This window comes from Bacillus sp. FSL K6-2841, from assembly GCF_037976435.1.
Classification (GTDB): domain Bacteria; phylum Bacillota; class Bacilli; order Bacillales; family Bacillaceae; genus Bacillus; species Bacillus pumilus.
In genome coordinates this window covers 3,049,421-3,074,614 of record NZ_CP150266.1, presented here as the reverse complement: position 1 = coordinate 3,074,614, position 25,194 = coordinate 3,049,421, and the positions used below count along the sequence as shown (strand labels likewise).

General features: G+C 41.1%; 24 protein-coding genes and 1 pseudogene. 22 read left to right on the top strand and 3 right to left on the bottom strand.

What is annotated here, in order from left to right; all coding sequences use genetic code 11:
- The first annotated feature begins 84 nt into the window (after positions 1-84).
- From MHH68_RS15815 to MHH68_RS15720, 20 genes are all read left to right on the top strand, one after another.
- Positions 85-1,260, top strand: a complete 1,176-nt coding sequence (locus MHH68_RS15815; RefSeq protein WP_106029371.1) for an ATP phosphoribosyltransferase regulatory subunit — start codon at positions 85-87, stop codon at positions 1,258-1,260.
- The gene (gene hisG, locus MHH68_RS15810; protein WP_003213329.1) at positions 1,253-1,894 is read left to right on the top strand and encodes an ATP phosphoribosyltransferase; all 642 of its coding nucleotides are present in this window, start codon (positions 1,253-1,255) and stop codon (positions 1,892-1,894) included. The genes MHH68_RS15815 and hisG overlap by 8 nt, the downstream gene beginning before the upstream one ends.
- Complete coding sequence (gene hisD, locus MHH68_RS15805; protein ID WP_339164003.1) at positions 1,891-3,180, top strand: histidinol dehydrogenase; 1,290 nt, start codon at positions 1,891-1,893, stop codon at positions 3,178-3,180. The genes hisG and hisD overlap by 4 nt, the downstream gene beginning before the upstream one ends.
- The gene (gene hisB / locus MHH68_RS15800; protein ID WP_058013608.1) at positions 3,177-3,761 is read left to right on the top strand and encodes an imidazoleglycerol-phosphate dehydratase HisB; all 585 of its coding nucleotides are present in this window, start codon (positions 3,177-3,179) and stop codon (positions 3,759-3,761) included. Before hisD ends, hisB begins: the two co-directional genes overlap by 4 nt.
- The gene (hisH, locus tag MHH68_RS15795) at positions 3,761-4,399 is read left to right on the top strand and encodes an imidazole glycerol phosphate synthase subunit HisH (RefSeq protein WP_058013609.1); all 639 of its coding nucleotides are present in this window, start codon (positions 3,761-3,763) and stop codon (positions 4,397-4,399) included. The genes hisB and hisH overlap by 1 nt, the downstream gene beginning before the upstream one ends.
- Positions 4,396-5,133: a 1-(5-phosphoribosyl)-5-[(5-phosphoribosylamino)methylideneamino]imidazole-4-carboxamide isomerase gene (gene hisA / locus MHH68_RS15790; RefSeq protein WP_339163999.1), complete on the top strand. Its 738-nt coding sequence runs from the start codon at positions 4,396-4,398 to the stop codon at positions 5,131-5,133. The genes hisH and hisA overlap by 4 nt, the downstream gene beginning before the upstream one ends.
- Positions 5,130-5,888, top strand: coding sequence for an imidazole glycerol phosphate synthase subunit HisF (gene hisF / locus MHH68_RS15785; RefSeq protein ID WP_058013611.1), 759 nt, complete (start codon positions 5,130-5,132; stop codon positions 5,886-5,888). The genes hisA and hisF overlap by 4 nt, the downstream gene beginning before the upstream one ends.
- Positions 5,885-6,514, top strand: a complete 630-nt coding sequence (gene hisIE / locus MHH68_RS15780) for a bifunctional phosphoribosyl-AMP cyclohydrolase/phosphoribosyl-ATP diphosphatase HisIE (RefSeq protein ID WP_144461768.1) — start codon at positions 5,885-5,887, stop codon at positions 6,512-6,514. The genes hisF and hisIE overlap by 4 nt, the downstream gene beginning before the upstream one ends.
- A gap of 131 nt (positions 6,515-6,645) precedes the next feature.
- Positions 6,646-8,103, top strand: a complete 1,458-nt coding sequence (locus tag MHH68_RS15775) for a tetratricopeptide repeat protein (RefSeq protein WP_339163994.1) — start codon at positions 6,646-6,648, stop codon at positions 8,101-8,103.
- A gap of 363 nt (positions 8,104-8,466) precedes the next feature.
- Positions 8,467-9,858, top strand: a complete 1,392-nt coding sequence (locus MHH68_RS15770) for an NlpC/P60 family protein (protein WP_339163993.1) — start codon at positions 8,467-8,469, stop codon at positions 9,856-9,858.
- 233 nt (positions 9,859-10,091) lie between these two features.
- Entirely contained in the window at positions 10,092-11,042 is a 951-nt protein-coding gene (gene trxB / locus MHH68_RS15765; protein ID WP_088001298.1) for a thioredoxin-disulfide reductase, read from the top strand.
- A 357-nt stretch (positions 11,043-11,399) separates the two neighbouring features.
- The gene (locus MHH68_RS15760) at positions 11,400-11,864 is read left to right on the top strand and encodes an 8-oxo-dGTP diphosphatase (protein ID WP_003213484.1); all 465 of its coding nucleotides are present in this window, start codon (positions 11,400-11,402) and stop codon (positions 11,862-11,864) included.
- A gap of 39 nt (positions 11,865-11,903) precedes the next feature.
- Positions 11,904-12,791, top strand: coding sequence for an RNase adapter RapZ (rapZ, locus tag MHH68_RS15755; RefSeq protein ID WP_058013892.1), 888 nt, complete (start codon positions 11,904-11,906; stop codon positions 12,789-12,791).
- Positions 12,792-13,751 (top strand): YvcK family protein, encoded by a 960-nt coding sequence (locus tag MHH68_RS15750; RefSeq protein ID WP_058013616.1) that lies wholly within the window; start codon positions 12,792-12,794, stop codon positions 13,749-13,751. It abuts the gene before it with no gap.
- A 17-nt stretch (positions 13,752-13,768) separates the two neighbouring features.
- A complete protein-coding gene (whiA, locus tag MHH68_RS15745; protein WP_003213321.1) occupies positions 13,769-14,719 on the top strand; it encodes a DNA-binding protein WhiA in 951 nt (316 codons plus the stop codon).
- A 26-nt stretch (positions 14,720-14,745) separates the two neighbouring features.
- Entirely contained in the window at positions 14,746-15,003 is a 258-nt protein-coding gene (locus MHH68_RS15740; RefSeq protein ID WP_044139392.1) for an HPr family phosphocarrier protein, read from the top strand.
- 39 nt (positions 15,004-15,042) lie between these two features.
- A complete protein-coding gene (locus tag MHH68_RS15735; protein WP_339163991.1) occupies positions 15,043-15,795 on the top strand; it encodes an arylamine N-acetyltransferase in 753 nt (250 codons plus the stop codon).
- Between the two features lie 285 nt (positions 15,796-16,080).
- The gene (locus MHH68_RS15730; RefSeq protein WP_058013618.1) at positions 16,081-16,953 is read left to right on the top strand and encodes a MurR/RpiR family transcriptional regulator; all 873 of its coding nucleotides are present in this window, start codon (positions 16,081-16,083) and stop codon (positions 16,951-16,953) included.
- Between the two features lie 612 nt (positions 16,954-17,565).
- Complete coding sequence (locus MHH68_RS15725) at positions 17,566-18,876, top strand: aminotransferase class V-fold PLP-dependent enzyme (protein ID WP_339163988.1); 1,311 nt, start codon at positions 17,566-17,568, stop codon at positions 18,874-18,876.
- A 12-nt stretch (positions 18,877-18,888) separates the two neighbouring features.
- Positions 18,889-20,130 (top strand): dicarboxylate/amino acid:cation symporter, encoded by a 1,242-nt coding sequence (locus MHH68_RS15720; RefSeq protein ID WP_169055751.1) that lies wholly within the window; start codon positions 18,889-18,891, stop codon positions 20,128-20,130.
- A gap of 194 nt (positions 20,131-20,324) precedes the next feature.
- Here MHH68_RS15720 and MHH68_RS15715 read toward each other — a convergent pair.
- Positions 20,325-20,663, bottom strand: a pseudogene (locus MHH68_RS15715) (ribonuclease); the annotation flags it as partial.
- Positions 20,664-20,997: 334 nt separating this feature from the next.
- The gene (locus MHH68_RS15710; protein ID WP_339163985.1) at positions 20,998-21,975 is read right to left on the bottom strand and encodes a D-glycerate dehydrogenase; all 978 of its coding nucleotides are present in this window, start codon (positions 21,973-21,975) and stop codon (positions 20,998-21,000) included.
- 553 nt (positions 21,976-22,528) lie between these two features.
- On the opposite strand from MHH68_RS15710, the gene MHH68_RS15705 reads away from it, so the two are divergent.
- The gene (locus MHH68_RS15705; RefSeq protein ID WP_339163983.1) at positions 22,529-23,110 is read left to right on the top strand and encodes a carbonic anhydrase; all 582 of its coding nucleotides are present in this window, start codon (positions 22,529-22,531) and stop codon (positions 23,108-23,110) included.
- Positions 23,111-23,147: 37 nt separating this feature from the next.
- Positions 23,148-24,770 carry a SulP family inorganic anion transporter gene (locus tag MHH68_RS15700; RefSeq protein WP_339163981.1) on the top strand — a complete coding sequence of 541 codons (1,623 nt, stop codon included), beginning with the start codon at positions 23,148-23,150 and terminating at the stop codon, positions 24,768-24,770.
- A 28-nt stretch (positions 24,771-24,798) separates the two neighbouring features.
- Here the strand turns inward: MHH68_RS15700 and MHH68_RS15695 are convergent, their stop codons facing one another.
- Positions 24,799-25,128 (bottom strand): MazG-like family protein, encoded by a 330-nt coding sequence (locus MHH68_RS15695; RefSeq protein WP_339163978.1) that lies wholly within the window; start codon positions 25,126-25,128, stop codon positions 24,799-24,801.
- Positions 25,129-25,194 lie beyond the last annotated feature (66 nt).

Below are 25,194 nucleotides of genomic sequence, written 5' to 3'. Positions count from 1 at the left end.
CTTTATTTTGTTAGCATATTATCATATTAGCGAACTAAAGGATTCGGAATTTTTTGTTTTAATGTGTTGGAGGTGCAGAAGAACATGTTTATGTTTGAGAAACCATATGGTATGCGGGATTCATTACCAGGATTGTATGAGACGAAGAAAAAAGTGAGACATTCCTTAACAGAGGTTATGAATGGTTGGGGTTACCGATTGATGGAGACACCAACGCTTGAATTTTACGATACAGTCGGTGTTCAATCGGCGATTACAGATACACAGCTCTTTAAGCTTTTAGATCAGAACGGGCAAACCCTTGTACTGAGACCTGATATGACGGGACCTATTGCGAGAGTGGCAGCATCAAAGCTTCATGAACAGGCGTATCCGCTTCGCGTTGGGTATGCGGCAAATGTGTTCCGGGCGCAGGAAAGAGAAGGCGGAAGGCCATCAGAATTTGAGCAGGTCGGAATTGAGTTGATTGGTGACGGTTCGATTAGTGCAGATGCTGAAGTGATCGCGCTTGTCGTATTCGCATTAAAGAATGCTGGGCTCAAGTCCTTCAAAATTGCGATTGGGCATGTCGCTTTAGCAGAGACGTTATTTGTAGATGTACTGGGAAATACAGAGCGTGCAAACGTTCTTCGCCGATTCTTATATGAAAAGAATTATGTAGGATACCGTCAGCATGTGAAGCAATTGCCACTCTCCTCCATCGATAAAACGAGGCTGTTACAGCTCTTAGAGTTAAGAGGCGGCCAGGAAGTCACAGAGCGGGCAGAGGAAATCGTCGTTTCACAAGAAGGAAAAGAGGTGCTCACGCAGTTAAAGTCGCTTTGGGAGACACTTGAAGATTACGGCTGTACAGAATATATCCGTCTAGATTTAAGCATGGTGAGTCATATGAGCTACTACACGGGTATTTTGTTTGAAGTATTTGCAGATCATGTTGGGTCAGTCATCGGAAGTGGCGGCAGATATGATCAATTGCTTGCTCATTTCGATGCACCTGCACCAGCTACAGGATTCGGACTTCGATTAGACCGTCTGCTTGAAGCGCTTGATGCAAAAGAAATCAATGAGCCGCAGGAGGCAGTGATTTTTAGTAAAGAACAACGGCTGGAGGCTTTTGCTTTTGCAGAAAAGGAGCGGTCAAAAGGGAAAAAGATCGTGCTGCAAGACTTAGCAGGGATTGAAAATATTGACGCGATGACCAAGGCATTTGAGCAGGTGACTTATTTTATCGGCGCTAGAAAGGGAGAGCAAAATGGGTAAAGTGTTGACGATGGCGATGCCGAAGGGCCGGATATTTGAAGAAGCCGCAGGGCTGTTAAGGCAGGCGGGATATCAGCTACCAGAGGAATTCGAGGATTCAAGAAAGTTAATCATTGATGTACCGGAAGAAAACCTCCGCTTTATTTTAGCGAAGCCAATGGATGTGACGACTTATGTAGAGCACGGTGTAGCAGATGTTGGCATTGCAGGGAAGGATGTCATGCTCGAAGAAGCTCGTGATGTGTACGAGGTGCTGGACTTAAACATCAGTAAATGCCATTTAGCGGTTGCCGGATTGCCGGGAGCCAGCTGGGGCGGTGTCGCGCCGCGTGTGGCAACAAAGTACCCAAATGTCGCATCTTCCTATTTTAGAGAACAAGGGGAGCAAGTAGAGATCATTAAGCTGAATGGTTCCATTGAATTAGCACCGCTCATCGGACTCGCCGATCGTATTGTTGACATTGTCTCTACAGGTCAAACACTGAAGGAAAACGGACTTGTTGAAACGGAGCATATTTGTGATATTACGTCACGCTTTATTGTCAATCCTGTGAGCTATCGGATGAAGGATGCGGTGATCGATGAAATGGCACAGCGCCTTGCAAGAATCATTGAAGGGGAGGAAACATCATGAACATCACCTACATAAAAGAAGGTGAGACAGAGACACTCTCACTCAAGCGGACTTTAGATACAGGCACGGAAGAGCAGCGCCTGGCTGTTCAGCGGATTATACAAGAAGTGAGGAAAAATGGTGATCAAGCAGTACAGTCTTTTACGAAGCAATTTGATGGGGTGCAGCTTGAAGACTCGCTTGTCACAGAGGAAGAAATGACAAAAGCCTTCGAACGCTTGGACCCGGCCATGATTCAGGTGATTCAAACGGCTATCCGTCATATTCGCACATACCATGAGCGTCAGCTGGCATCCTCTTGGTTTTATCACCAGCAAGATGGCTCGATGCTCGGACAAAAGGTGACACCACTTGATGCAGTTGGTGTGTATGTCCCCGGCGGAACAGCTGCTTATCCATCATCTGTTTTAATGAATGTGATTCCGGCGCTTGTCGCTGGTGTTCAGCGAATTGTCCTTGTGACACCCCCAGGGAAAGACGGCTACCTCTCTGATGCTGTACTCGTTGCTGCGAAGGAGCTCGGTATTACAGAGATGTATAAAATGGGCGGTGCACAGGCGGTCGCGGCACTTGCCTATGGAACAGAAAGTATCCAGCCTGTTGATAAAATCACAGGTCCAGGCAACATATATGTCGCACTGGCAAAGCGGGAAGTATTTGGGCAGGTAGATATTGATATGATTGCCGGTCCAAGTGAAATTGCGGTTCTAGCAGACGACACGGCCATAGCACATGAGGTGGCGGCCGATTTACTTTCTCAAGCAGAGCATGATGCGCTGGCATCTAGTATTTTGGTGACTCCGTCTAAGACACTTGCGGAAAACGTGCAAGCTGAGGTGCAAACGCAGCTGGATACCTTGCCAAGAAAATCAATCGCCGCACAATCCATACAACATCATGGCCGTATATACGTGACAGATTCTATGGATCGTGCAGTAGACGTCGTCAATCAGTTAGCGCCAGAGCATTTAGAGGTGCTGACAGCATATCCAGAATCATTTCTTGGTCAAATCAAGCATGCAGGGGCGATTTTTTTAGGACGTTATAGCCCTGAGCCGGTGGGCGATTATTTTGCAGGACCGAATCACGTGCTGCCAACCAACGGAACAGCTAGATTTTCTAGCCCGCTTGGTGTGACCGATTTTCAAAAGAAAACGAGCATTATTTCATATAGTCAAGAAGCCTTTGAGACACACAGGGATAGCATTGCGGCTTTTGCCAGGTTAGAAGGGCTCGAGGCACATGCAAGGTCGATTGAATCGAGAAAGCGGGAGGAATCGTCATGAGACAGGCGGAAACAGCGAGACAAACAAATGAAACGAATATTTCGTTATCGTTAGAGATTGATGGGGAAGGAAAAGCGGATATACAAACAGATGTCCCTTTTATGACACACATGCTCGATCTATTTACGAAGCATGGACACTTTAATTTGACCGTCGATGCGAAAGGAGATACGGATGTTGATGATCACCACACAACAGAAGATATCGGCATCGTACTTGGGCAAATGTTTAAGGAAGCGTTAGGTGATAAAAAGGGGATTAAGCGGTATGGCTCCAGCTTTGTTCCTATGGATGAAACGCTTGCTCAGGTTGTGGTCGATTTAAGCAATCGTCCTCATTTGGAAATGAGAGCGGCCTTTCCAAGTCAAAAGGTCGGTACCTTTGATACAGAGCTCGTACATGAGTTTCTTTGGAAGTTTGCGTTAGAAGCTCGTATAAATCTTCATGTAATTGTTCACTATGGAACCAATACGCACCATATGATTGAAGCTATTTTTAAAGCAATGGCACGTGCTTTAGATGAAGCAACAACCATTGATCCACGTGTGAAAGGGATTCCTTCGACAAAGGGGATGCTCTAATGATCGGCGTCATTGATTACGGAATGGGAAATTTGTTCAGCGTATCAAAAGCACTGGAACGAGCAGGCGCCAGTTATATCGTCTCCTCTGATGTGGAGGAGCTCAAAAAGGCAGATGCTTATATTTTGCCTGGGGTTGGTTCGTTTCGTGATGCGATGCAGCTGTTAAAACAGACAGGGCTTGAGGCGTTTATCCACCAAGTAGTGCAGGAAGGAAAGCTGCTCTTTGGCATTTGTCTTGGGATGCAGCTGTTATTTGAAGAGAGTGAAGAGGCAGGGCGTACAAAAGGATTGGGGCTGCTAAAAGGGCGTGTCGTTCTTTTAAAGGATCGTGACCAGGATGGGCAAAGGCTGAAGGTGCCTCATATGGGCTGGAATGAGCTTACATTTCATCAGCCCTCCCCATTGTTTGACGGGGTACCGGAAGGATTTGCGTACTTTGTTCACTCTTATTATGTGAGGGATATGAATGCAGAAGAGCAATTAGCAAGCGCAGACTATGGCGTTCAAGTACCAGCAATTGTCGGCAAGGGGAATGTGCTAGGTGCACAGTTTCACCCTGAAAAAAGCAGTACAACGGGCATGGCGCTGCTCAAACAATTTATTCAATTAGCAAACGAACAGAGGGTGAACAGATGAGTGAATTTACATTGTATCCAGCGATTGATATGAGAAATGGCAAATGTGTACGGCTTGTGCAAGGAGATTATGATCAAGAAACCATTTATGGAGATTCGCCGCTCGATATGGCGACGCGATTTGCAAATGAAGGAGCAAAGTGGATTCATCTCGTTGACTTAGATGGTGCGAAAGCGGGGAATCGCGTCAATCATGAGCATGTGCTGGCGATTGCTTCATCCTTAGATGTAAATGTACAAATAGGCGGCGGCATTCGGACAGAAGAAGACGTTGCTTTTTATATAAACAGTGGTGTAGCTAGAGTCATCCTTGGCAGCTCGGCTGTTTCTAACCCTGCCTTTGTGAAAAAAATGCTTGCGCAATATGGGGAGAAAATAGCGATTGGCATTGATGCGCGAAATGGATTCGTATCGACTGAGGGGTGGCTTGAAACATCGAAAGTGAAGGCAGAGGATCTCGGCAAAGAATTGGCAAAGGAAGGCGCAGAGGTCTTTATTTTCACAGATATTCAAATGGATGGCATGCTGGCTGGTCCTAATGTGGAAAGTACAGTTCGCTTAGCAGAAGCTACAGGCAAACAAGTCATTGCTTCAGGCGGTATCAGTTCGGTAGCCGATCTTCGAAAGCTGTCAGCACAAAAACAGTCAGGCGTTTCTGGTGCGATCATTGGAAAGGCACTTTATACGGAGCGGTTTACTTTAGCTGAGGCAATTGAAGGGCTTGAGAGCGTATGATGACAAAACGAATCATCCCATGTCTCGATGTGAAGGAAGGACGTGTGGTCAAAGGGGTGCAATTCCTCGGCTTAAAGGATGCTGGTGATCCGGTAGAATTAGCGCAGATATATGATGAGGAAGGGGCGGATGAACTCGTCTTTCTTGATATTTCTGCCTCTCATGAAGGCCGGAAAACGATGGTGGATGTGGTCAAGCAAGTAGCGTCAACCCTTGCCATCCCTTTTACGGTAGGCGGCGGAATTAACCACCTTGATGATATGAAGCGCATACTAAGAGCGGGTGCAGACAAAGTATCTGTGAACACAGCGGCAGTTTTAAGACCAGAACTGATTTCAGAAGGCGCCGATTTTTTTGGTTCTCAGTGCATCGTCGTCGCAATAGATGCAAAGTACGATGAAGAGAAAAAAGCGTACATGGTTTATACACACGGAGGGCGCCGTCAAACGGATATAGAGGTTAGCGATTGGGCAAAAGAAGCCGTGCTGAGGGGAGCAGGAGAGATATTGCTGACAAGTATGGATGCTGACGGCGAGAAAAAGGGCTTTGATCATCGATTAACAAAGCTTGTGTCAGAAGCTGTCACCGTACCTGTCATTGCTTCAGGAGGCGCTGGCAATGCTCAGCATATGCTGGAGGCATTTACAAGAGGCGAAGCGGATGCAGCTTTAGCAGCTTCCATTTTTCATTATAAAGAGACTTCAATTCAAGAAGTAAAGACATACTTGAGAGAACACGGGGTGAAGGTCAGATGAAACAGGCAAACGAATTATCCTTTAATGAGGCAGGCCTGATACCTGCGATTGTACAGGATGCTCAAAGTAAGGAAGTATTGACATTGGCGTATATGAATCAAGAATCCTATGAAAAAACACTAGAAACAGGAGAAACATGGTTTTACAGCCGGTCAAGAAACGAACTTTGGCACAAAGGCGCCACATCTGGACATACTCAGCGAGTCACATCCATTCGATATGACTGTGACAAAGATGCTCTGCTTGTTCTTGTCACACCAAGTGGACCAGCCTGCCACACTGGCAGCTATAGCTGCTTTTCGGAAGAAGGCGTGAAGCGTCAAACGGAAGAGCAGGATCGTTTTGCCATTTTCAATGAACTTGAACAGGTGATTGCGAAACGGCAGGCAGAAATGCCAGAAGGCGCTTATACAACCTATCTTTTTGAAAAAGGGGTCGATAAAATCCTGAAAAAGGTAGGGGAAGAAGCGTCAGAGGTCATCATTGCCGCGAAAAACAGAGATCAAGAAGAATTGAAATGGGAAACAGCCGATCTTCTGTATCACCTGCTTGTGTTATTACGTGAACAGCAATTGCCGCTTGATGATGTATTAAAAGTATTAAAAAAACGTCATCAAGGTGAGTGAAAAGCCGGAGACACCTCTGGCTTTTTATTTTCCAAGTGTAAAACAAATCCTTCCTTTTCTTTTGTTCTATGTGACGACTCTTGAAGTATGTTATACTACACACGGTACACTGTTCGAAATGGAGGGTATCAGTGAGTAAATACACTTCTCAAAATAATCACACACAAGTCGTCCAGCTCTTCCAAGATGGGCATTACTTTTTTCATAAAGGTCTAAAAGCTTATAGAGAAAGAAATCTATCTAGAGCAAGTAAGCTCATACAGCGGGCTATCGTACTCGAGCCTGAAAATGTAGAAATGCTGTCACAGCTTGCTATTATTTATACTGAAATGGGTCATTACCAACAATCAAATGAACTGCTTGATTTCATCCTTGAGCATATTGATGAAAATATGTTTGAGTGTCACTATTTTAAAGCCAATAATTATGCGAATTTAGGGCTCTTTCAAGAGGCATATAGGTCAGCGACTGCCTATGCTTCATTAGAAGAGAATGGAGAATTTGCAGATGAAAATGATGACCTTCTTGACTTGCTCGATATGAGTGACGAAGAGGACGAAGATTTTCCTTACGATCAGGATGACCTGATTGTGAAGCAGGATCAAGCAAATCACTTACTGGAAAGCGGCAGGCTTGATGAAGCCATTGAGATGCTGGAACAGATGATTGTTGAGTATCCAGAATTTTGGTCAGCGTATAATAATCTCGCATTGGCCTATTTTTATTCTGGTCAAATCCATCAGGCAAAAGAGATGCTGAACCGGGTTTTACATGAAAATCCGGGTAATCTGCATGCCCTTTGCAACCAGCTAGTCTTCTATCATTATGAAAAAGAAGAAGAGAAGGTCAAGACGTTAGCAAAGCAATTAACGCACGTGTATCCAATATTAAGTGAACAGCGTTATAAGCTTGGCGCAACATTTGCCCTAGTTGGAGAATTTGAATGGGCCTTTAAATGGCTTTATTCTTTATACAAAACAGGCTTTCAAGGAGATAGTACATTTTTATATTGGCTTGCAAGCGCAGCTTATTATACAGGTCATAAAACGCTTGCGCAGACGGTTTGGGATAAGATGGTCGAAGAAGATATCGATGCAGATGAAATCAAGCCATGGCAGGATAAACCTGAGGAGACTGAGCCAATGGTCTCCATTGAGGAGCGGCTGACGGCGTACTATGTAAGCAAACAAAAAGGGGAACGTGACGTTCTTCAATCTGTCCTTGACGCACGCGCAGCGAAAACAGCCTTTGAACAGCAATTCATTGAACTGCTCTTATACGAAGATGAAATGGAAGAACGGTCTTTTTCAGAAGATGCGGTTTTCACAAAACAGGCGGCATCCAGCTTGGAAGAAGCTGTTCAGCCTGACAGCCATATGCCTTATTTTTGGTTATTCCATATTATTCAGCAGGCACGTGCTTCTGGCATAGATAAGAAAAATGCGCCTGCATGGGCAGCAGCATCTTATTATTTATGGATGCAGGAGCAAGAAGAATCTATGAGCAAAAAAGAGATTGCATCCTCTTTTCAAATCAGTGTTCAAACACTGTCTAAATATGAACAAGTCATTTGTACATTAATTGATTAAATAGGTAAATAGATTTAGAAGATTGCAGCATGGCCGAAAAGGTCATGCTTTTTTCTTGGATAAAAAGGTGGGATTTGCAAGGATTTGGCGAAGTATGACAATCACGACATGTTTTTGAAACATAAATGTAATAAAAATATTAGCTCATTTTGTCGATGTCTCATGTATAATGAAAATCGTGGATTAAAACAAAGACATATATTTAGATATTTTACTATACATAATGAAACACCTAGTGATAGAAACAATCTGGTCAACATCTGACTGATCAATCAGGAAGAAAGACATAGATAGCACAGATTGGTCGCAGAGAATTTGCTGCTTTCTAATGTCGCTTGGAAATTGTCAAAGGAGGAACTATTCGTGAAAAAGTTTATTACTTTCGGTTTAGCTTCGGTCATCGGAGCGAGCGGTTTATTTATCCCATTTACTCATGAAGCAAACGCACAGAACTTTGAACAAAAGAAACAAGAGCTGGACAGCAAGCAATCTGAGGTCAACAAAAACCTTCAAAAGAAAAAAGATGAGCTTTCAAAGCTTGAAGCAAAACAAGAGGCACTTGCACTAAAGCTAAAGGAAATTGACGAGAAAGCTTTAAAAACAAGTGATCAAATCGAAGAAAAACAAAAAGAAAATGAACAAACGAAAAAAGAAATCAATGCACTGAAAAAAGACATTGCTGATACTGAAAAACGTATTGAAGATCGAAACAAATTCTTGAAAAAGCGTGTACGTGCTCTTCAAGAAAGCGGCGGTTCTACGAAATACATAGATGTGTTACTAGGAGCGAAAAGCTTTAGCGATTTCATCAGCCGTGCAGGTGCAGTATCTACACTCATCAACGCAGACAGCGAAATCATTAAAGAGCAAGAAAAAGACAAAGCTGAGCTTCAAAAGTCTGAAAACGAATTAAACACAAAGCTTGAAGATGTTCAAAAGACACTTGCAAAGCTTGAAACACTTCAAACTGACTTGAATAAACAGCTTGATGAAAAAGACAAGCTATTCAAGCAAGTGAAAAAGCAAAAAGGAAGTGCTTCTTCTCAAATCAGCGAATTAAATAGTGAGGCTAATAGCATTGCATCTGAAAAAGACGCAACAATCGCTGCTCAAAAACAAGCTGAAAAAGAAGCAAGAGAAGCAGCTCAAAAAGCAAAGGAAGAAAAAGTACAAAGACAACAGCAGCGTCAAGCTAGTGTTCAAGCAGAAGACAACAGCTCAACTAACGACAGCAACCCATCTTCAAATAACAGTAACAGTGGATCTTCAAACAACAACGATAATAATAACAACAGCAGTTCACCAAGCAAGAAGCCATCTACTGGCGGTGGATCACCTGTCAGCAGTAACGTAGGCGGAATCGAAGGTGCGATCAGCACAGGTTCTTCCATTGTTGGACAATCTCCATATAAATGGGCTGGCGGCAGATCACAAGCTGATATTAACGCACGTCGTTTTGACTGTTCTTCATTCGTTCGCTGGGCATTTGCATCAGCGGGGATCAACCTTGGACCAGTTGGCGGTACAACAACAGATACGCTTGTAGGTAAAGGAAGAGCTGTAAGTGCATCTGACATGAAACGCGGAGACCTTGTGTTCTTTGATACGTATAAAGTAAATGGACACGTTGGTATTTACTTAGGAAACGGTACATTCTTGAACGATAACAGCTCTCGTGGTGTTTCAGTTGACTCTATGAGCAATGTTTATTGGAAAAAAGCATTCAATGGCGTTGTAAGAAGAGTCGTTGAATAAATCATTACTTACTATATAACCGTAAACAGGCTTCCTTAAACAGCAGTTTAAGGAAGCTTTTTCTTTTTTTGAAGATATGAGCAAATGATTCGCTTATTATCCGCAGATTTAATAGGATATGGGTAAGGAATAAAAGTAAGAGTGGAATTGATGCTTTCTGTCATGAATGGAAGCATCACCCAAGGGCATTCTAATAAGAAATGCTAGCAGCAATTGAAGAGGGAGTGACAGTTGTGTCAGAAGAAAAAATCTACGATACGATCATCATTGGAGCGGGACCTGCCGGAATGACAGCCGCTGTTTATACATCACGTGGAAATCTTTCAACATTGATGATTGAAAGAGGGATTCCAGGCGGTCAAATGGCTAATACAGAAGATGTCGAGAACTATCCTGGCTTTGAAAGCATTTTAGGGCCAGAACTTTCAAATAAAATGTTTGACCATGCGAAGAAATTCGGTGCTGAGTATGCATATGGCGATATCAAAGAAATCGTTGACGGTGAAGAGTACAAAATCGTCAAAGCCGGTTCAAAAGAATACAAAGGACGCTCTGTCATTATTTCAGCAGGTGCGGAATACAAAAAAATCGGTGCACCAGGTGAAAAAGAACTTGGCGGCCGAGGCGTCTCTTACTGTGCAGTATGTGACGGTGCTTTCTTTAAAAACAAAGAGCTCGTCGTCATTGGTGGAGGAGACTCTGCGGTAGAAGAGGGCGTATACCTTACACGCTTTGCGTCAAAAGTAACAATCGTTCATAGACGCGATAAACTTCGTGCCCAAAGCATTTTACAAGCGCGTGCTTTTGATAATGAAAAAATCGACTTCATGTGGAACAAAACCGTTAAACAAATCAATGAAGAAAACGGTAAAGTTGGCAGTGTGACCCTGATTGATACGGTGACTGGTGAAGAAGAAGATTTTAAAACAGACGGCGTCTTTATCTATATCGGGATGCTCCCACTATCTAAACCATTCGAAAATCTCGGCATTACAAATGAAGAAGGATATATCGAGACAAACGAAAGAATGGAAACAAGAGTGGAAGGCATTTTCGCCGCTGGTGACATTCGTGAAAAAACACTCCGCCAAATTGTGACAGCAACAGGTGACGGAAGTATTGCCGCACAAAGCGCACAGCATTATGTAGAAGAACTTGCTGAAAAGCTGAAAGCAGCGAAATAAAAGGCTGTCGTAAATCCTTAATATAGCGTCATGGGCTTTTAACTGGAATGTAACACGGGTGAAACAATTTTCCGTTATGATAAAACTAGTAATTGACCCCCTTTTATAAGGAATACATGTTTGGCACGGATGAGAATCCGTGTCCTTTTTTTTGCTTAAAATCAGAAATTCATGAGATGTTCACAAATGACACATGGAGAACCATTAGATGCTGTAAAATAAAGAGTAGAGAAATTGCCCGCCACTCCTTTCAGACGAAATTCGGTCTGATTTCGGTGAAGAAGGGGCATGTTCATTGTGGGAGTCAGGATGAACCTGTATAATAAGTTAAAGACATAAAAGAGTAGGTGACAGCTGATGCAACGAGTAACCAATTGTGTGCTGCATCACGAAGATCAAGTTCTCTTGCTGCAAAAGCCAAGACGGGGCTGGTGGGTAGCGCCGGGCGGCAAAATGGAAAGCGGAGAATCGGTTAAGGATTCAGTCGTTCGAGAATATAGAGAAGAAACAGGAATTTATATTTTAAATCCACAGTTAAAAGGTGTTTTTACCTTTATCATAAAAGAAGGCGATCAAATCGTTCAAGAGTGGATGATGTTTACCTTTATGGCAGATTCATTTACTGGAAAAAACGTGACAGAGTCAGAGGAAGGCATTTTAAAGTGGCATGAAGTAAAGGATGTGCCGCATTTACCGATGGCACCAGGAGATTCTCATATTCTTGATTTCATGCTAAAGGGAAAAGGACTTCTGCACGGTACTTTTACGTATACACCTGATTTTGAATTGATTGCTTATCGGTTAGATCCTCAAGGAGACTAATATATGAACCGTTTTTATAAAGAAGGAGAGGAAGCAGGCATGAATACGCACAAACAAGAAGATATTCAGCTTGTGATTATTACAGGAATGTCAGGTGCGGGGAAAACCGTTGCCATTCAAAGCTTTGAAGATTTAGGTTACTTCTGTGTAGATAACTTGCCGCCATCACTTTTACCAAAGTTTCTAGAACTCATGAAGGAATCGAATTCTAAGATGAGCAAGGTTGCCCTTGTGATGGATTTGCGCGGACGAGAATTCTTTGACAGCTTAATTGCAGCCTTAGATGAAATGAGTGATCTTGGCTGGATCACACCAAGAATATTATTTCTAGATGCAAACGATAAGGTGCTTGTCTCAAGATACAAAGAAACGAGACGTTCGCATCCTCTTGCGACTACAGGTTTGCCGCTCGAAGGAATCGAGATGGAACGCGATCTGTTAGAAGAGTTAAAAGGCCGGGCTCAAATGATTTTTGATACATCGGATTTAAAACCCAAACAGCTTCGAGAAAAAATTGTCGCACACTTTGCCACGAGCCAAGGGCAGGTGTTTACAGTGAATGTGATGTCCTTCGGTTTTAAATACGGTCTGCCGATTGATGCTGATCTTGTATTTGATGTGAGATTTCTGCCGAATCCTTACTATATTGAGAGCATGCGTCCACAGACTGGAAACGATGAAGAAGTGCGCTCCTATGTAATGAAATGGAGCGAGACACAAAAATTCACAGAGAAATTAATTGACCTTCTCAGCTTTATGCTTCCGGCCTATAAACGAGAAGGGAAAAGTCAGCTTGTGATCGCTATTGGCTGTACAGGCGGACAGCACCGATCAGTGACGCTAGCGAACTACTTATCGGAGTATTTTAAAAATGACTACTATACTCATGTCACTCACCGGGACATTGAAAAGAGAAGCAGAAAATAGATGACGACACTTCCAAAGGTGGTCATTCTTGGCGGGGGCACTGGCTTATCTGTTTTGCTCAGAGGGCTAAAAACAAAGCCAGTGGATATTACCGCTATTGTAACGGTTGCTGATGACGGAGGAAGCTCAGGCAGACTGCGGCATGATTTGAATATTCCGCCTCCAGGCGATATTCGGAATGTCCTTGCAGCTCTCTCTGATGTTGAACCGCTTGTAGAAGACTTATTTCAGCACCGTTTTAACAAAGGAAATGACTTAACAGGCCACTCTCTTGGCAACCTCATTCTTGCGGCCATGACAAATATAACCGGTGATTTTTTTCATGCCGTCACAGAAATGAGCAAGGTCTTAAATGTGAGAGGAAAAGTCTTGCCAGCAGCGAATTCAAGTGTTGTTCTTCATGCTGAATTAGAAAATGGGCAAGTGGTAACAGGAGAATCAAAAATCCCAACCTATGGTGAGCGAATTAAACGAGTATTCCTCACACCCGATACGATTGAGCCGCTCCCAGAATCGATTCAAGTCATTCGTGAAGCCGACTTGATCGTCCTTGGACCTGGCAGCTTGTATACAAGTATTTTGCCAAACTTGCTTGTACCGCATATTGGCGAAGAAGTGATTCGTTCTAAGGCGAAAAAAGTGTATATTTGCAATGTCATGACGCAGCCAGGGGAAACGCTTTCCTACAGTGCAGCTGATCATGTGCAGGCATTGAACGATCATATGGTTCGTCCATTTATTGATACCATTTTTGTGAATAATAAAGAAATTCCAGAAGAGATCAAAGCAAAATATGCAGAAGAACAGGCACAGCCTGTACAGTTCGACACAGATGTACTCAAGGCAATGGGACTGGAAGTCATTCCTGGAGAAATCATTACATACGACCAGCATGTGATTCGTCACGACACGCTGAAAGTAGCTGCGCTGCTTGTCGACCTGCTGCATAAGAAAAAATAGGAATGGGGGTGGCAAGGATGTCATTTGCATCCGAAACAAAAAAAGAGCTGACTAATCTGGACGTGAAGGACTGCTGCACAAAAGCAGAGCTTTCTGCCCTCATCCGTATGAACGGTTCATTATCTTTCTCTAATCGAAAATTAATTTTAGATATACAAACAGAGAACGCAGCTATCGCAAGACGGATTTATACGCTGCTGAAAAAGAAATATGATGTCACAGTCGAGCTGCTCGTTCGTAAGAAAATGAGATTAAAAAAGAATAATGTGTATATTGTCAGACTGGTAGAACGAGCGAAAACCATTTTAGAGGATTTGAAAATATTAGGTGAGCAATTTGTATTTGAGCGCAATATTTCAGAAGAACTTGTAAAGAAAAGATGCTGTAAGCGCTCCTATATGAGAGGTGCTTTTTTAGCAGGTGGTTCTGTAAATAATCCAGAAACGTCTTCCTATCACCTTGAGATTTTTTCACTATATAAAGAACACAATGATGCCCTTTGTGAGCTGATGAATCAATTTCATCTCAACAGTAAAACACTTGAGCGTAAAAAAGGCTACATCACATATATGAAAGAAGCCGAAAAAATTACCGAATTCTTAAGTGTTGTAGGTGCACATAATTCACTTCTTCGCTTCGAAGACGTTCGGATCGTCCGTGATATGCGGAATTCCGTGAACCGGCTCGTCAATTGTGAAACAGCCAACTTGAATAAAACGATTGGTGCATCGCTGCGCCAGGTCGAGAACATTCAATTCATTGATGAAAAAATTGGACTTGATGCCCTGCCAGATAAGCTGCGTGAAATTGCAAAACTGAGAGTCGACTATCAAGAGGTCACGCTAAAGGAACTGGGAGAAATGGTGGAAAGCGGCAAGATCAGCAAATCAGGCATTAATCACCGCTTAAGAAAGCTAGATCAAATTGCAGAACAATTACGAAACGGACAAGCTGTTACACTCAAATAGGAGAATGAAAAAGGGAGGCAGATCATATGGTGGAAAAAACGGTCACCATCCAGTTGAAAACAGGCTTGCAGGCACGTCCCGCTGCTTTGTTCGTACAGGAAGCGAATCGCTTTGGGGCTGAAATTTTTCTAGAGAAGGACGGAAAAAGAGTCAATGCGAAGAGCATTATGGGTCTCATGAGCCTTGCGATCAGCTCTGGGGTCACTGTCAAACTGATAGCAGATGGTGCGGATGAACAAGAAGCTATTGATGCGTTAACGGATTTTATCAATCAAGAAAACTGAGTCTCTTCACAGACTCAGTTTTTTTAGAAGGGAATGAACATGATGCAATCAGCATTTTTGCAGAAGATCGGATATGAAGGACAGTCCATCACCTTTGATGACCTGCCTGCATTATTAAAAAAGATGGCCTACACCTTTCCATTTGAAAATAGATCTGTGCTGAACAAACAATCCTATGCCTTGAATCAAGAAGGGTTGAAGCAGCATCTTCTTGAAAGCAACAGAGGAGGTCTTTGTTACGATCTCAATCCTCTTTTATATTATGTGTTAAAAGAGGCAGGACTCGCTGTACAGCTCGTTCAAGGGACCGTGTATAACAAGGAAGCTGGCACATGGGCAATTGATGGTACGCACGTAGCCATGACATTGAATCATCACAGCGAACGGTATCTGATTGATGCGGGTTTTGGTGTGAATTTACCTCTCCAGCCTGTACCCTTTACTGAGGAATGGGTGGAAGGAGCGTCTATTCGGTTTCGAGTCAAAGAAGAGAAAACTGAAAAAGGTACGCATCTTCTCCAATTGGATAGAGGAGAAGGCGCTGAAACAGGCTATGCATTCACATTAGAAGAGGTGAGTGAGCCTACATTGGTCCAAATGAGAAAGCAGATTTATGAAAATGAAGCTTCTCCTTTTAACAAAAGGCCGCTTGCATCCAAACTCACACCAACAGGACGTGTTGTCGTGACAGAGGATCATGTTACGATACATGAACAGGAAGAAGTATTGAAAAAACCGCTTCTGCAACCTTTTGAAGCATACGTACAAACACATCTTGCGCCTAAATCATGATAGTGTAGAGACAGTCCGTTTGATCGGGCTGTCTCCCCGCTGTCGTACTCACGAAAGTTTCATCCTCGGCCGGCTATTCAACCCCCTTTTTATGCGTATGACTCACCGCTCATAATTCCTGTAAAAATGTGCATTACATTAAAATCCCATCTATCATCTCAATTGAGATTTAGTATCGTGCTGTATCATGAAATTGAGAACTTCTTATAAAAATACTTAGTGCTTTTAATCATTCTATTCCCCTAATATAATGAATCAATATAAGGGAACATGGAGGGATGTCAAATGGATTTATCGCAAAAGTCGTTGAAAACAATGATAAGTAACACCAAACTAACAAAAAAGGAAGAAGAAATAGCAGAATACATTTTAAATAATATAAGAGAAGCATGTCTTGTGACTTCAACAGAATTAGCTCATAGATTAAAAGTGAGTAATGCTACGATTATTCGATTTCCGAAAAAGTTAGGCTTTTCAGGATATAGTGATTTTCAAAAATATCTTAGAGAGCAGTACTATGACAAAAGCTTAGCAATTTCTGATGATGTGACTATCCCTTCTGAAAGATTAAAATTAAGTTATGATAAAGTGATACAGTCAGATTTACTGAATAACAATTTGAAAATTCTTGAAAAAAATATATATTCTATTTCAGAGAAAAATTCATCTGAAGAGTTCAACAAAGCAATCAATTATATCGTTGGCGCTAGAAGAGTTTATATTTTAGGCAGTAGAGCTAGAACTGGTTTGACAGAAATAATGGGAGTTTTCCTCAATCAGATTATTGATAATGTAGTAGTTAATAGTAATCATTCATTTACCCCGTTTGATTCCTTAGCTTCATGTAGTAAGGATGATTGTGTCCTTATTTTTTCATTCCCAAGATACTCTGAACTGGACTTTGCAGCAGCCAAAATGGCAAAAGAAATCAATGCAAAAGTTGTTATTATTACTGATAAAGCCACAGCACCTATAGCACATTTTGCTGATGTCCTACTTTTAGTCTCAGTGGATAGTAATGCATTCTTCAATTCTTACACACCTGTATTATTTTTAGCTGAGTTAATATGTACACATGTAAGTCGAGCGACAGTCACTCATAGTGAGGAAAAATTAGAAAGAATTAATAAACATATAAGCCTTTTCGGTATGTATTAATGAAAAGAATATTTGAAATAAATATGATGTTTAAATGTCAGGAGTGCAATTGGTATTATGAATTCTTTGGGGTCTGAAAGAAGGGGGAAATAAAGGCTGTATTACAATCATGCATCACTCAAAGAAATAGTAATTTACATAGAATGTGACTTCCATTTAATAATTCATATATACTCACAACCCACCAATTTTCTAATTGGTGGGTTATTATTTGTTTACTTTAAATTACTGTTGATCAATTTTAGAAAAACATCTTAGATGCAAAGATCTATAATGGAACAGGAAATCTAAAATAATTTTCTAATATTTCGAAAAATATTGTTAAAAACAAATTGTGTATGATAAAATCAAAATGAAATAAATTCTTCATTTTTTTTAAAAAATGAATAAATGTAAACGCTTGCTTATATGGTTGACTATTAATGCTAATTTCTATGAAGTGTATTAAATCAGAATTTTGGAAGGGGTATATATTTTAAAAAATCTGTCATGTTTTTTTACAAAAAAACTGACGAAAAAAGAACCTTTAATAATAATAGGATTGAAGAAAATTATTCAAGTTTCATTTTTTGAGAATGATTAAAAACATTTTTGTTTTGTAGAGGAGGAAATATGTTGAAAGATAATAAAATAGGGAAATTAATGGATCAGCATCTGTTAAAGGAATTGCGTGAAAAATTCTCGTTTCTATCATTCGATCCTGACTATGGGGAAAGACTTTTTTTTGATAATTCAGGAGGCTCTTTAAGACTAAAGGAAGCTATTATGGTGAAAGAAAAGATTGATTTGTTACCGGATTGTCCAGAAAGGTACCATCAAAGGGCAGCAGATCTGAATGACATGATGGACAAATGTAAGAATGATGTGTTGAGTGTCATGTTCGGGGCTAAGTCCGGTTCTTTGATAACGGATTTAACAGCATCTCAAGCAATGTTTAAAATGGTATCAACTATTATTGAAAATGTTGAAGGAACGAATGCAGTCACGACTAATATTGAACATCCTTCTGCTTATGATTCATTAGAATTTTACTGTCAAAAGAACAATAAAGAATTTAGAATTGCTAAAGCAAATGTCAAGACAGGGTTTGTTGATCCTGAAGCGATCGCTGCTAAAATTGACGAGAATACGATTTTGTTAAGTGTCATTGCTTCCAGTAATATTTCAGGAAATATCATGGATCTTGAAGGAATTATAAATGCTGCTAGAAAGAAAAAACCAGATTTATATATTATTGTTGACGTCGTTCAGCATATGCCGCATGGAACTATTAATGTAGAAAAGCTTGGTATAGACGGAGCAAACTTTGCACCATATAAGTTTATGGCGTCAAGAGGTATTGGATTAGCCTATGTTTCAGAAAGATTATCGAAACTTCCACATCAAAAATTAATAGCAAAAGATGATAGTGAATGGGAACTTGGTTCACCAACACCTTCGCTCTTTGCGTCCATTTCAGCTGTTGTCGACTATGTATGCTGGCTGGGTTCATACGACTGTATTGAAGAAATGTCTAGAAGAGATAGGTATCTAAAGGGTATGGAAAAAATAGTTCTTCACGAAAGAGCACTACTCCATAGACTTCTTGAAGGTAGTGAAAAGATCGAGGGATTGAGATATATGGAGAACGTAAAAGTTTTTGCGGATTATCCTGATTTAACGAAAAGAGATCTCATTGTTGCGATGGGAATTGAGGGGAGAGATGATGAACAACTGAGAAAGGAATATCAAGATAGAGGAATTACCGTTTATGAAAGAGTGAATACTAGTGTCTACTCAAAACGTATACTCGAAGCCATTGGACTAACGGGTGCGATAAGGGTTTCTCCGTTCCATTGTCATACAGAAGAGGATATTGATCAATTTTTATGTATAACAAAAGAGTTATCTAACACTAAGAGAATGAGCAAACTCATTAAATAGGGGGAACTACTAATGAAGAAATTAGGTCTCGGTACAAAAGTATTTATTGGGTTTGTCATCGGAATAGTGTTAGGTTTAATCTTTAAAGAAAAAATATTAATCATTAAACCTATTGGGGATATATTCTTAACTCTCATTAAAATGATAGTTGTTCCACTCATTTTTTTCTCCATCACCTCTGGAATTTTTAGTATTGGTGATGTTCAAAAATTAAAGAAAATTGGAACAAAGACTTTGATTTATTATATCGGAACGACTTTAATAGCAGGTGGAATAGGTCTTTTGGTTGCGCATTTATTCAAACCAGGGAATGGAATAGATATTGATAGTATCAAGACATCATCTGAATATAAAGCTGCAAATATTCCTACTTTTGGAGAGACGATATTAGGTCTATTTCCATCAAATCCTGTTCAGGCTTTAGCAGAAGGAAATCTCATGCAAATTATCATCTTTTCTATTTTTTTGGGGATATCCATCGTTTTAATAGGAAGCAAATCAGTAACCCTTAGACATTTTTTTGAAGAGGGTACACAAGTAATGTATAAAATGACAGGAATCATCATGTCGTTTTCACCAATAGGTGTGGCTGCATTAATGGCTTGTACGATTGGGGAATATGGTTTGAAAATATTTGGACCTTTGGGCAAATTTATTTTAGTTGATTATATAGGTTTGATTTCTGTCATCATTTTTATGTACTTGTTTATGTTAAAATTCATAGCGAAAATTCCATTATCTAAGTTCTTTAAATCGATCGGTAAAATTTGGGTGGTCACTGCGAGTACGACAAGCAGTTCTGGAACTTTACCTGTTACTATTTCTGTGACGAAAGAAGATTTTAAGGTGAAAGAGGAACTAGCACAATTTACTCTTCCTATTGGAGCAACGATGAATATGAATGGTGCCGTTGTTTATTACTCTGCTGCCATCATATTTGTATCCCAAATATATGGAATTGAAATGCCAATTAGCCAGCAATTACTAGTCATATTAATGACAACTTTAATATCAGTTGGATCGCCCGGCATTCCTGGAGGCGGTATTGTTATGACGATTATGCTGTTAACTACATTGGGACTCCCTATGGAGATAGTTGGAATGATTGCTGGGATATATAGAATCATCGATATGGGGCACACCTCACTTAACGTTACAGGTGACGTAGTAAGTACACTCTGTATTGCACGTAGTGAAAATATGATTGAAGATGAACAACTAAAGGTGAACAAAATAAACGATATAAAATATTAAACTAATTGATTTAAAAGAATAATTAACTTAATATTCTGTTTATTTTATGTTGAAAATAACACGAATAAGAAGGTTATAGCGATATATCTCGTTGGATCATGATCAATTTGTTTTGAAACGAACTCTCAGTCCAGTCTGCAAGCAAATATCATAAAAAAGACAGCTCATCGTATTGGGCTGTCTTTTTTCAATGATCAACGAATACGCGTGAATGTCGCGTAATGGTCTGTTGTTTTATAAATGAGCCAGTCGCTTGAATACACGAGGCGGTCAGCATTGCGGAAGCCTGAGACATAGTTGATATCGGCCTCGCGCCATGTTCTGCCGCTTGCTGAAGGAAGACGTCCCTCCCGGTTAGAAAATACATCTCCACCGATGCTTTTGCCTGGGGCAACCTCTGCTAGATTTCCCTTTGATGCCACCCATCCAAGCGCACTTGCTTGTGATTTTGTGATGTAGTTATCAGGAAGTCGTTTGTAGCGAATCAAATAATCTGCTACACCATCAAACGTATTAATGACGGCAAGGGTATGAACATCTGATGTCAGTTGAATAGAAGCTGTTTCATTTGTGGCGGTCGGTGTAAGTGGTGTTTCAGCATAGGCTTGCTGCGGAATAAAACCAGAAAACAGAATAGCAGCGATCAGAGCAAACATAGTAAAAACCGAACTGATTTTTTTCATCTTCATCCTCCTATTAAGGAAATCGGAAGCTGTCCTCTTGATGCTTGTCTACCTCATATTATAGCACCCGAACATGAAGGAAATGTAAAGAAACAGGATCTTTGCTAAAATGAGGCTTTTCTCCTGATACCCTTCTGATGAAATAAATAAAAAGACGCAGCTCTGAATCCTGCGTCTTTTCCGATTAAGATGAAGCAAGCTCTTTTACAATATCTACAGGGGCTTTGCCATCAATTCCATGAATCACATTATGAATGGCTCGTTTCAGCATAAGATCCCGCGTTGTTTCAGTAGCGGAACCGATGTGAGGAACAAGGGTGACATTGTTCATTTCTTTGAAAGGATGATTCTCCTGAAGCGGTTCATGTTCAAAGACATCAAGACCTGCGCCTTTGATCCACCCCTCTTGAAGCGCTTGAATGAGGCTTTTTTCGTCCACTGTTTTCCCGCGGGAGATGTTTACGAATAAAGCCGATTGCTTCATTAACTTCAATTCTCGTTCACCAATCATATGATACGTTTCATCGGTCAGCGGTGTAATCAACACAATGATATCAGCTTGCTTTAGCAGGTCATCAAGTGTGCAATATAAAGCGCCATATGCTGATTCAGCCTTTTCATTCCGGCTGCGGTTATGGTACAGGACATTCATATCAAAACCATGTGAAGCTCGTTTGGCGACTTGCTCTCCGATTCGTCCCATGCCAATAATGCCAAGTGTTTGATGATGGACATCGATGCCAAAGATATCCTCTTCCTGTACAAATTTCGTCCATTCCCCCTCACGGATAAAACGATCAAGCTCGGCAATTCTTCGCGCAGAGGAAAGAATGAGTGAAAATGCAAGGTCAGCCACAGTATGGTCGAGTGTATGAGGCGTGTGTGTTCCAATTACGCCTCTTTGCCTCATCACTTCTATATCGAAGTTGTCATAGCCAACTGAGTTGTTGCTCACTACTTTGAGTTTTGGTGCATGATCTAATAGCTCTTGATCGATTTTCGTCCCAGACGTTAAAAGACCATCAGCATGCTGCAGTTTTTGAAATAAAATATCTTTTGGAATGGGGTCTTTTGATTGCCACACCTCGTATGTACAATGTTCCTTTAGTATTTCCTCAAATGGGGCAGGTAATGGTTTGGCGACAAAAATGTGTGGTTTCACTGTCAACTCGCTCCTCTCACATGATCATCTTGCTCCTTTTATTATAAAGCAACCATTTAGGCTAAACACGTCTGAAGGTTATCTGCTCAATATTTAATATACTAAAATAACGGAAAAGAGAGACAATTTCTTAGTGAAAAAGGTTATTCATATGCCATCTGATGCATTTTTTACTTAGATGGAAATCAGCTAATGGGAGATGTGACATATGAAAAAGCCGGTTTTTCTGAGAGATTATCTGACAAACTGGAAAAAAGATCGAGATTTTTTGATAGAAAAATGATTATATTTGAAACATATTAAACGGGAAGGTCATTTTCTACTAAACCATTTCATCGTCTTTTGCCGAGCAGAGAACGATAGATTGAAAGGAAGACCGCGTCCCCCTTGCGATGAAGCGTAAATGAGAGAAAATGATCACATTTCTTCTCATCGTTTTCTCATTTTTTTCTTTTTTTTCTATCATTTTTCATCTTTATGCTTGAGAACACACGAAAGAAAAGGAGGACGGGCAGTAGCTTACGTGATTTATAAAAAGATGGGAGATGGCAAGATGGGATTAAAATTAGAACAGATTCTTCAGCACAATTCAGAGTTCGTACATGAGAGACATTATGAGCCTTACAAAGCGGGGAAATTTCCTGAAAAGAAACTCGTTATATTAACTTGTATGGATACACGTCTTTTGGAATTATTGCCGCAATCCATGGGGCTGCGCAACGGTGATGCAAAGATCATTAAAAATGCGGGCGCCATCGTCACACATCCTTTTGGCAGTGTGATGAGGAGTATTCTATTAGCTATCTATGAGCTAAAGGCAGAAGAGGTATGCATTGTAGGACATCATGAATGCGGAATGGCAGGTCTTGCGGCAGAGCCTTTACTTGAAAAGGCGAAAGCACGCGGCATTGAAGAGAAATGTTTGAGCATCGTGAAAAACTCAGGAGTTGATTTAAAGGGATGGCTGACAGGCTTTGATTCGGTTGAAGAGAGCGTGTCTCAAAGTGTGAAATTGGTCAAAGAGCATCCATTGATGCCAAGTGATGTGTCTGTTCATGGACTTGTCATTCATCCAGCAACGGGAAAACTGGATGTCGTTGTGAAAGATAAACAGATTGACGCGCAGTATACCTAAATCATCTACACATACTTGAAGGAGGCCAACACATACCATGCGTTTTTATGGAAGATTTGAAGGATATGATTCATCAAAGTTTAGACGTGATTTAATCGCTGGGCTTGTCGTGGGCGTTGTGGCAATTCCTTTAGGAATGGCTTTTGCCATTGCATCTGGTGTCGGACCAGAATATGGATTATACACAGTCATCGTTGCCGGCATTTTGATTTCATTGTTTGGTGGTTCAAAGTATCAGATCGGCGGGCCGACTGGGGCGTTTGTTCCGATTTTATTTGGTATCGTCAGCCAATACGGTATCGAAAACTTACTCATTGCCGGTTTTATGGCAGGGTGTATGCTTGTATTATTCGGGATATTCAAGCTAGGGAAGCTCATGAAATTTATTCCTCGTCCGGTTATCATCGGCTTTACTGCTGGCATTGCTGTCATTATTTTTTCAGGGCAGATTGCCAACTTCCTCGGATTAAAAGGTGTTGAAAAGCATGAAAGCTTTTTCCTCAATATGAGAGAAATTGTGGTCCATCTCGGTACCACAAACAGTCTTGCCATCATTACAGCTGTGATTGGGCTTATTGTGATTTTGGCGGCACAAAAATACATTCCTAAAATACCTGGTGCTCTATTAGGTCTATTGGCTTCAACGTTTCTAGCAGTTCTCTTTTTTCAAGGACAAGTTGAAACGATCGGCTCGGCATATGGGGAAATTCCTCGTCAGTTGCCAAGCTTTGCTTTTCCTGAAGTAACGATTGAAAAAATGATATACCTTCTCCCTCCAGCGATTGTCATTGCGCTTTTAGGCGGCGTGGAATCAATTTTATCCGCAATGGTCGCAGACAATATGAAAGGCTCAAAGCATGACAGCAATAAGGAGCTTGTCGGGCAAGGAATTGCCAATATGGCGGCACCGCTGTTCGGAGGAATTCCGGCGACTGGGGCGATTGCCCGTACGGCAACAAATATTAAAAATGGTGGAGTAAGCCCGATTTCAGGTGTCGTGCATGGTGTCGTCGTCTTGCTCATCTTAATGCTGTTTGCACCATATGCGTCGATGATTCCACTTGCTGCGATGGCACCGATTTTGATGTTTGTGGCTTGGAATATGAGTGAGAAAAAAGAGTTTATCAATATTGTAAAAGTGAAAAATGCGGATTCACTTGTACTTGTTGTAACCTTCCTGCTGACGGTCATCGGTGATTTGATTATTGGCGTCACCGCTGGGCTCATTTTAGCCTTTATCGCTTTTATCAAGAAAATGAGCCAGACAACGAGCATTCATCCAAACATTGCGGTTCCCCAAATGGAAACAGCAGCTGCTTTAGAAAAACAGACAGACCAGCAAGGCATCAGTATGTACGCCATTGAAGGGCCGTTGTTTTTCGGAACAACAGATTCACTCGAAAACTCGATTCTGGACCATGTTCAGACAAAGCCGAAAACGCTCATTCTGCTCATGAATAAAGTCAATTATATGGACACATCAGCAGAAGCGGTGCTGATGAATATCTCCAATCGGTTAAAGAATCATAATGGTAAGCTGATGATTGTCGGACTTCAATCACAGCCGAAAGAGCTTTTGCGTCGGACAGGTCTTTTCCATCATATTGGAAAACAGCATTTCTTTGAACGAACAGATGATATTTCACCACAGCATCTATAGAGGTGGAAAAAAGCACGTGACGATGTGGTCACGTGCTTTTCAGTTCTGAAAAACGCTTTGTGAGTTTCTGTTGATGAGAGGAGAAAATCTCTTCTACTGTGACATCATAGAGATCGGCTAAAATGAGTAGATTTCCTAATACATCTCCCATTTCTTCAACGAGTTCTTTCTTCAACTCAGATGAGTTTTGTTTTTGCTCGTCAGGCCGGTCACGTCCGATTTCAATGGCTCTAACAGCGCGAGCGAGTTCGCCTGTTTCTTCCATCAGGAACCCTAATCGGATAAACGGTCCGTATTCTGTCCAATTTCTCTTTTTGTAAAAATCCTTGATCCATTTCTCCATCTCATTTGTTTGCATTCTCTTTATACAGCTCCTTATATGGTGTGCACCTTTTGATTTTACACTATATATAGATGAAGCGGC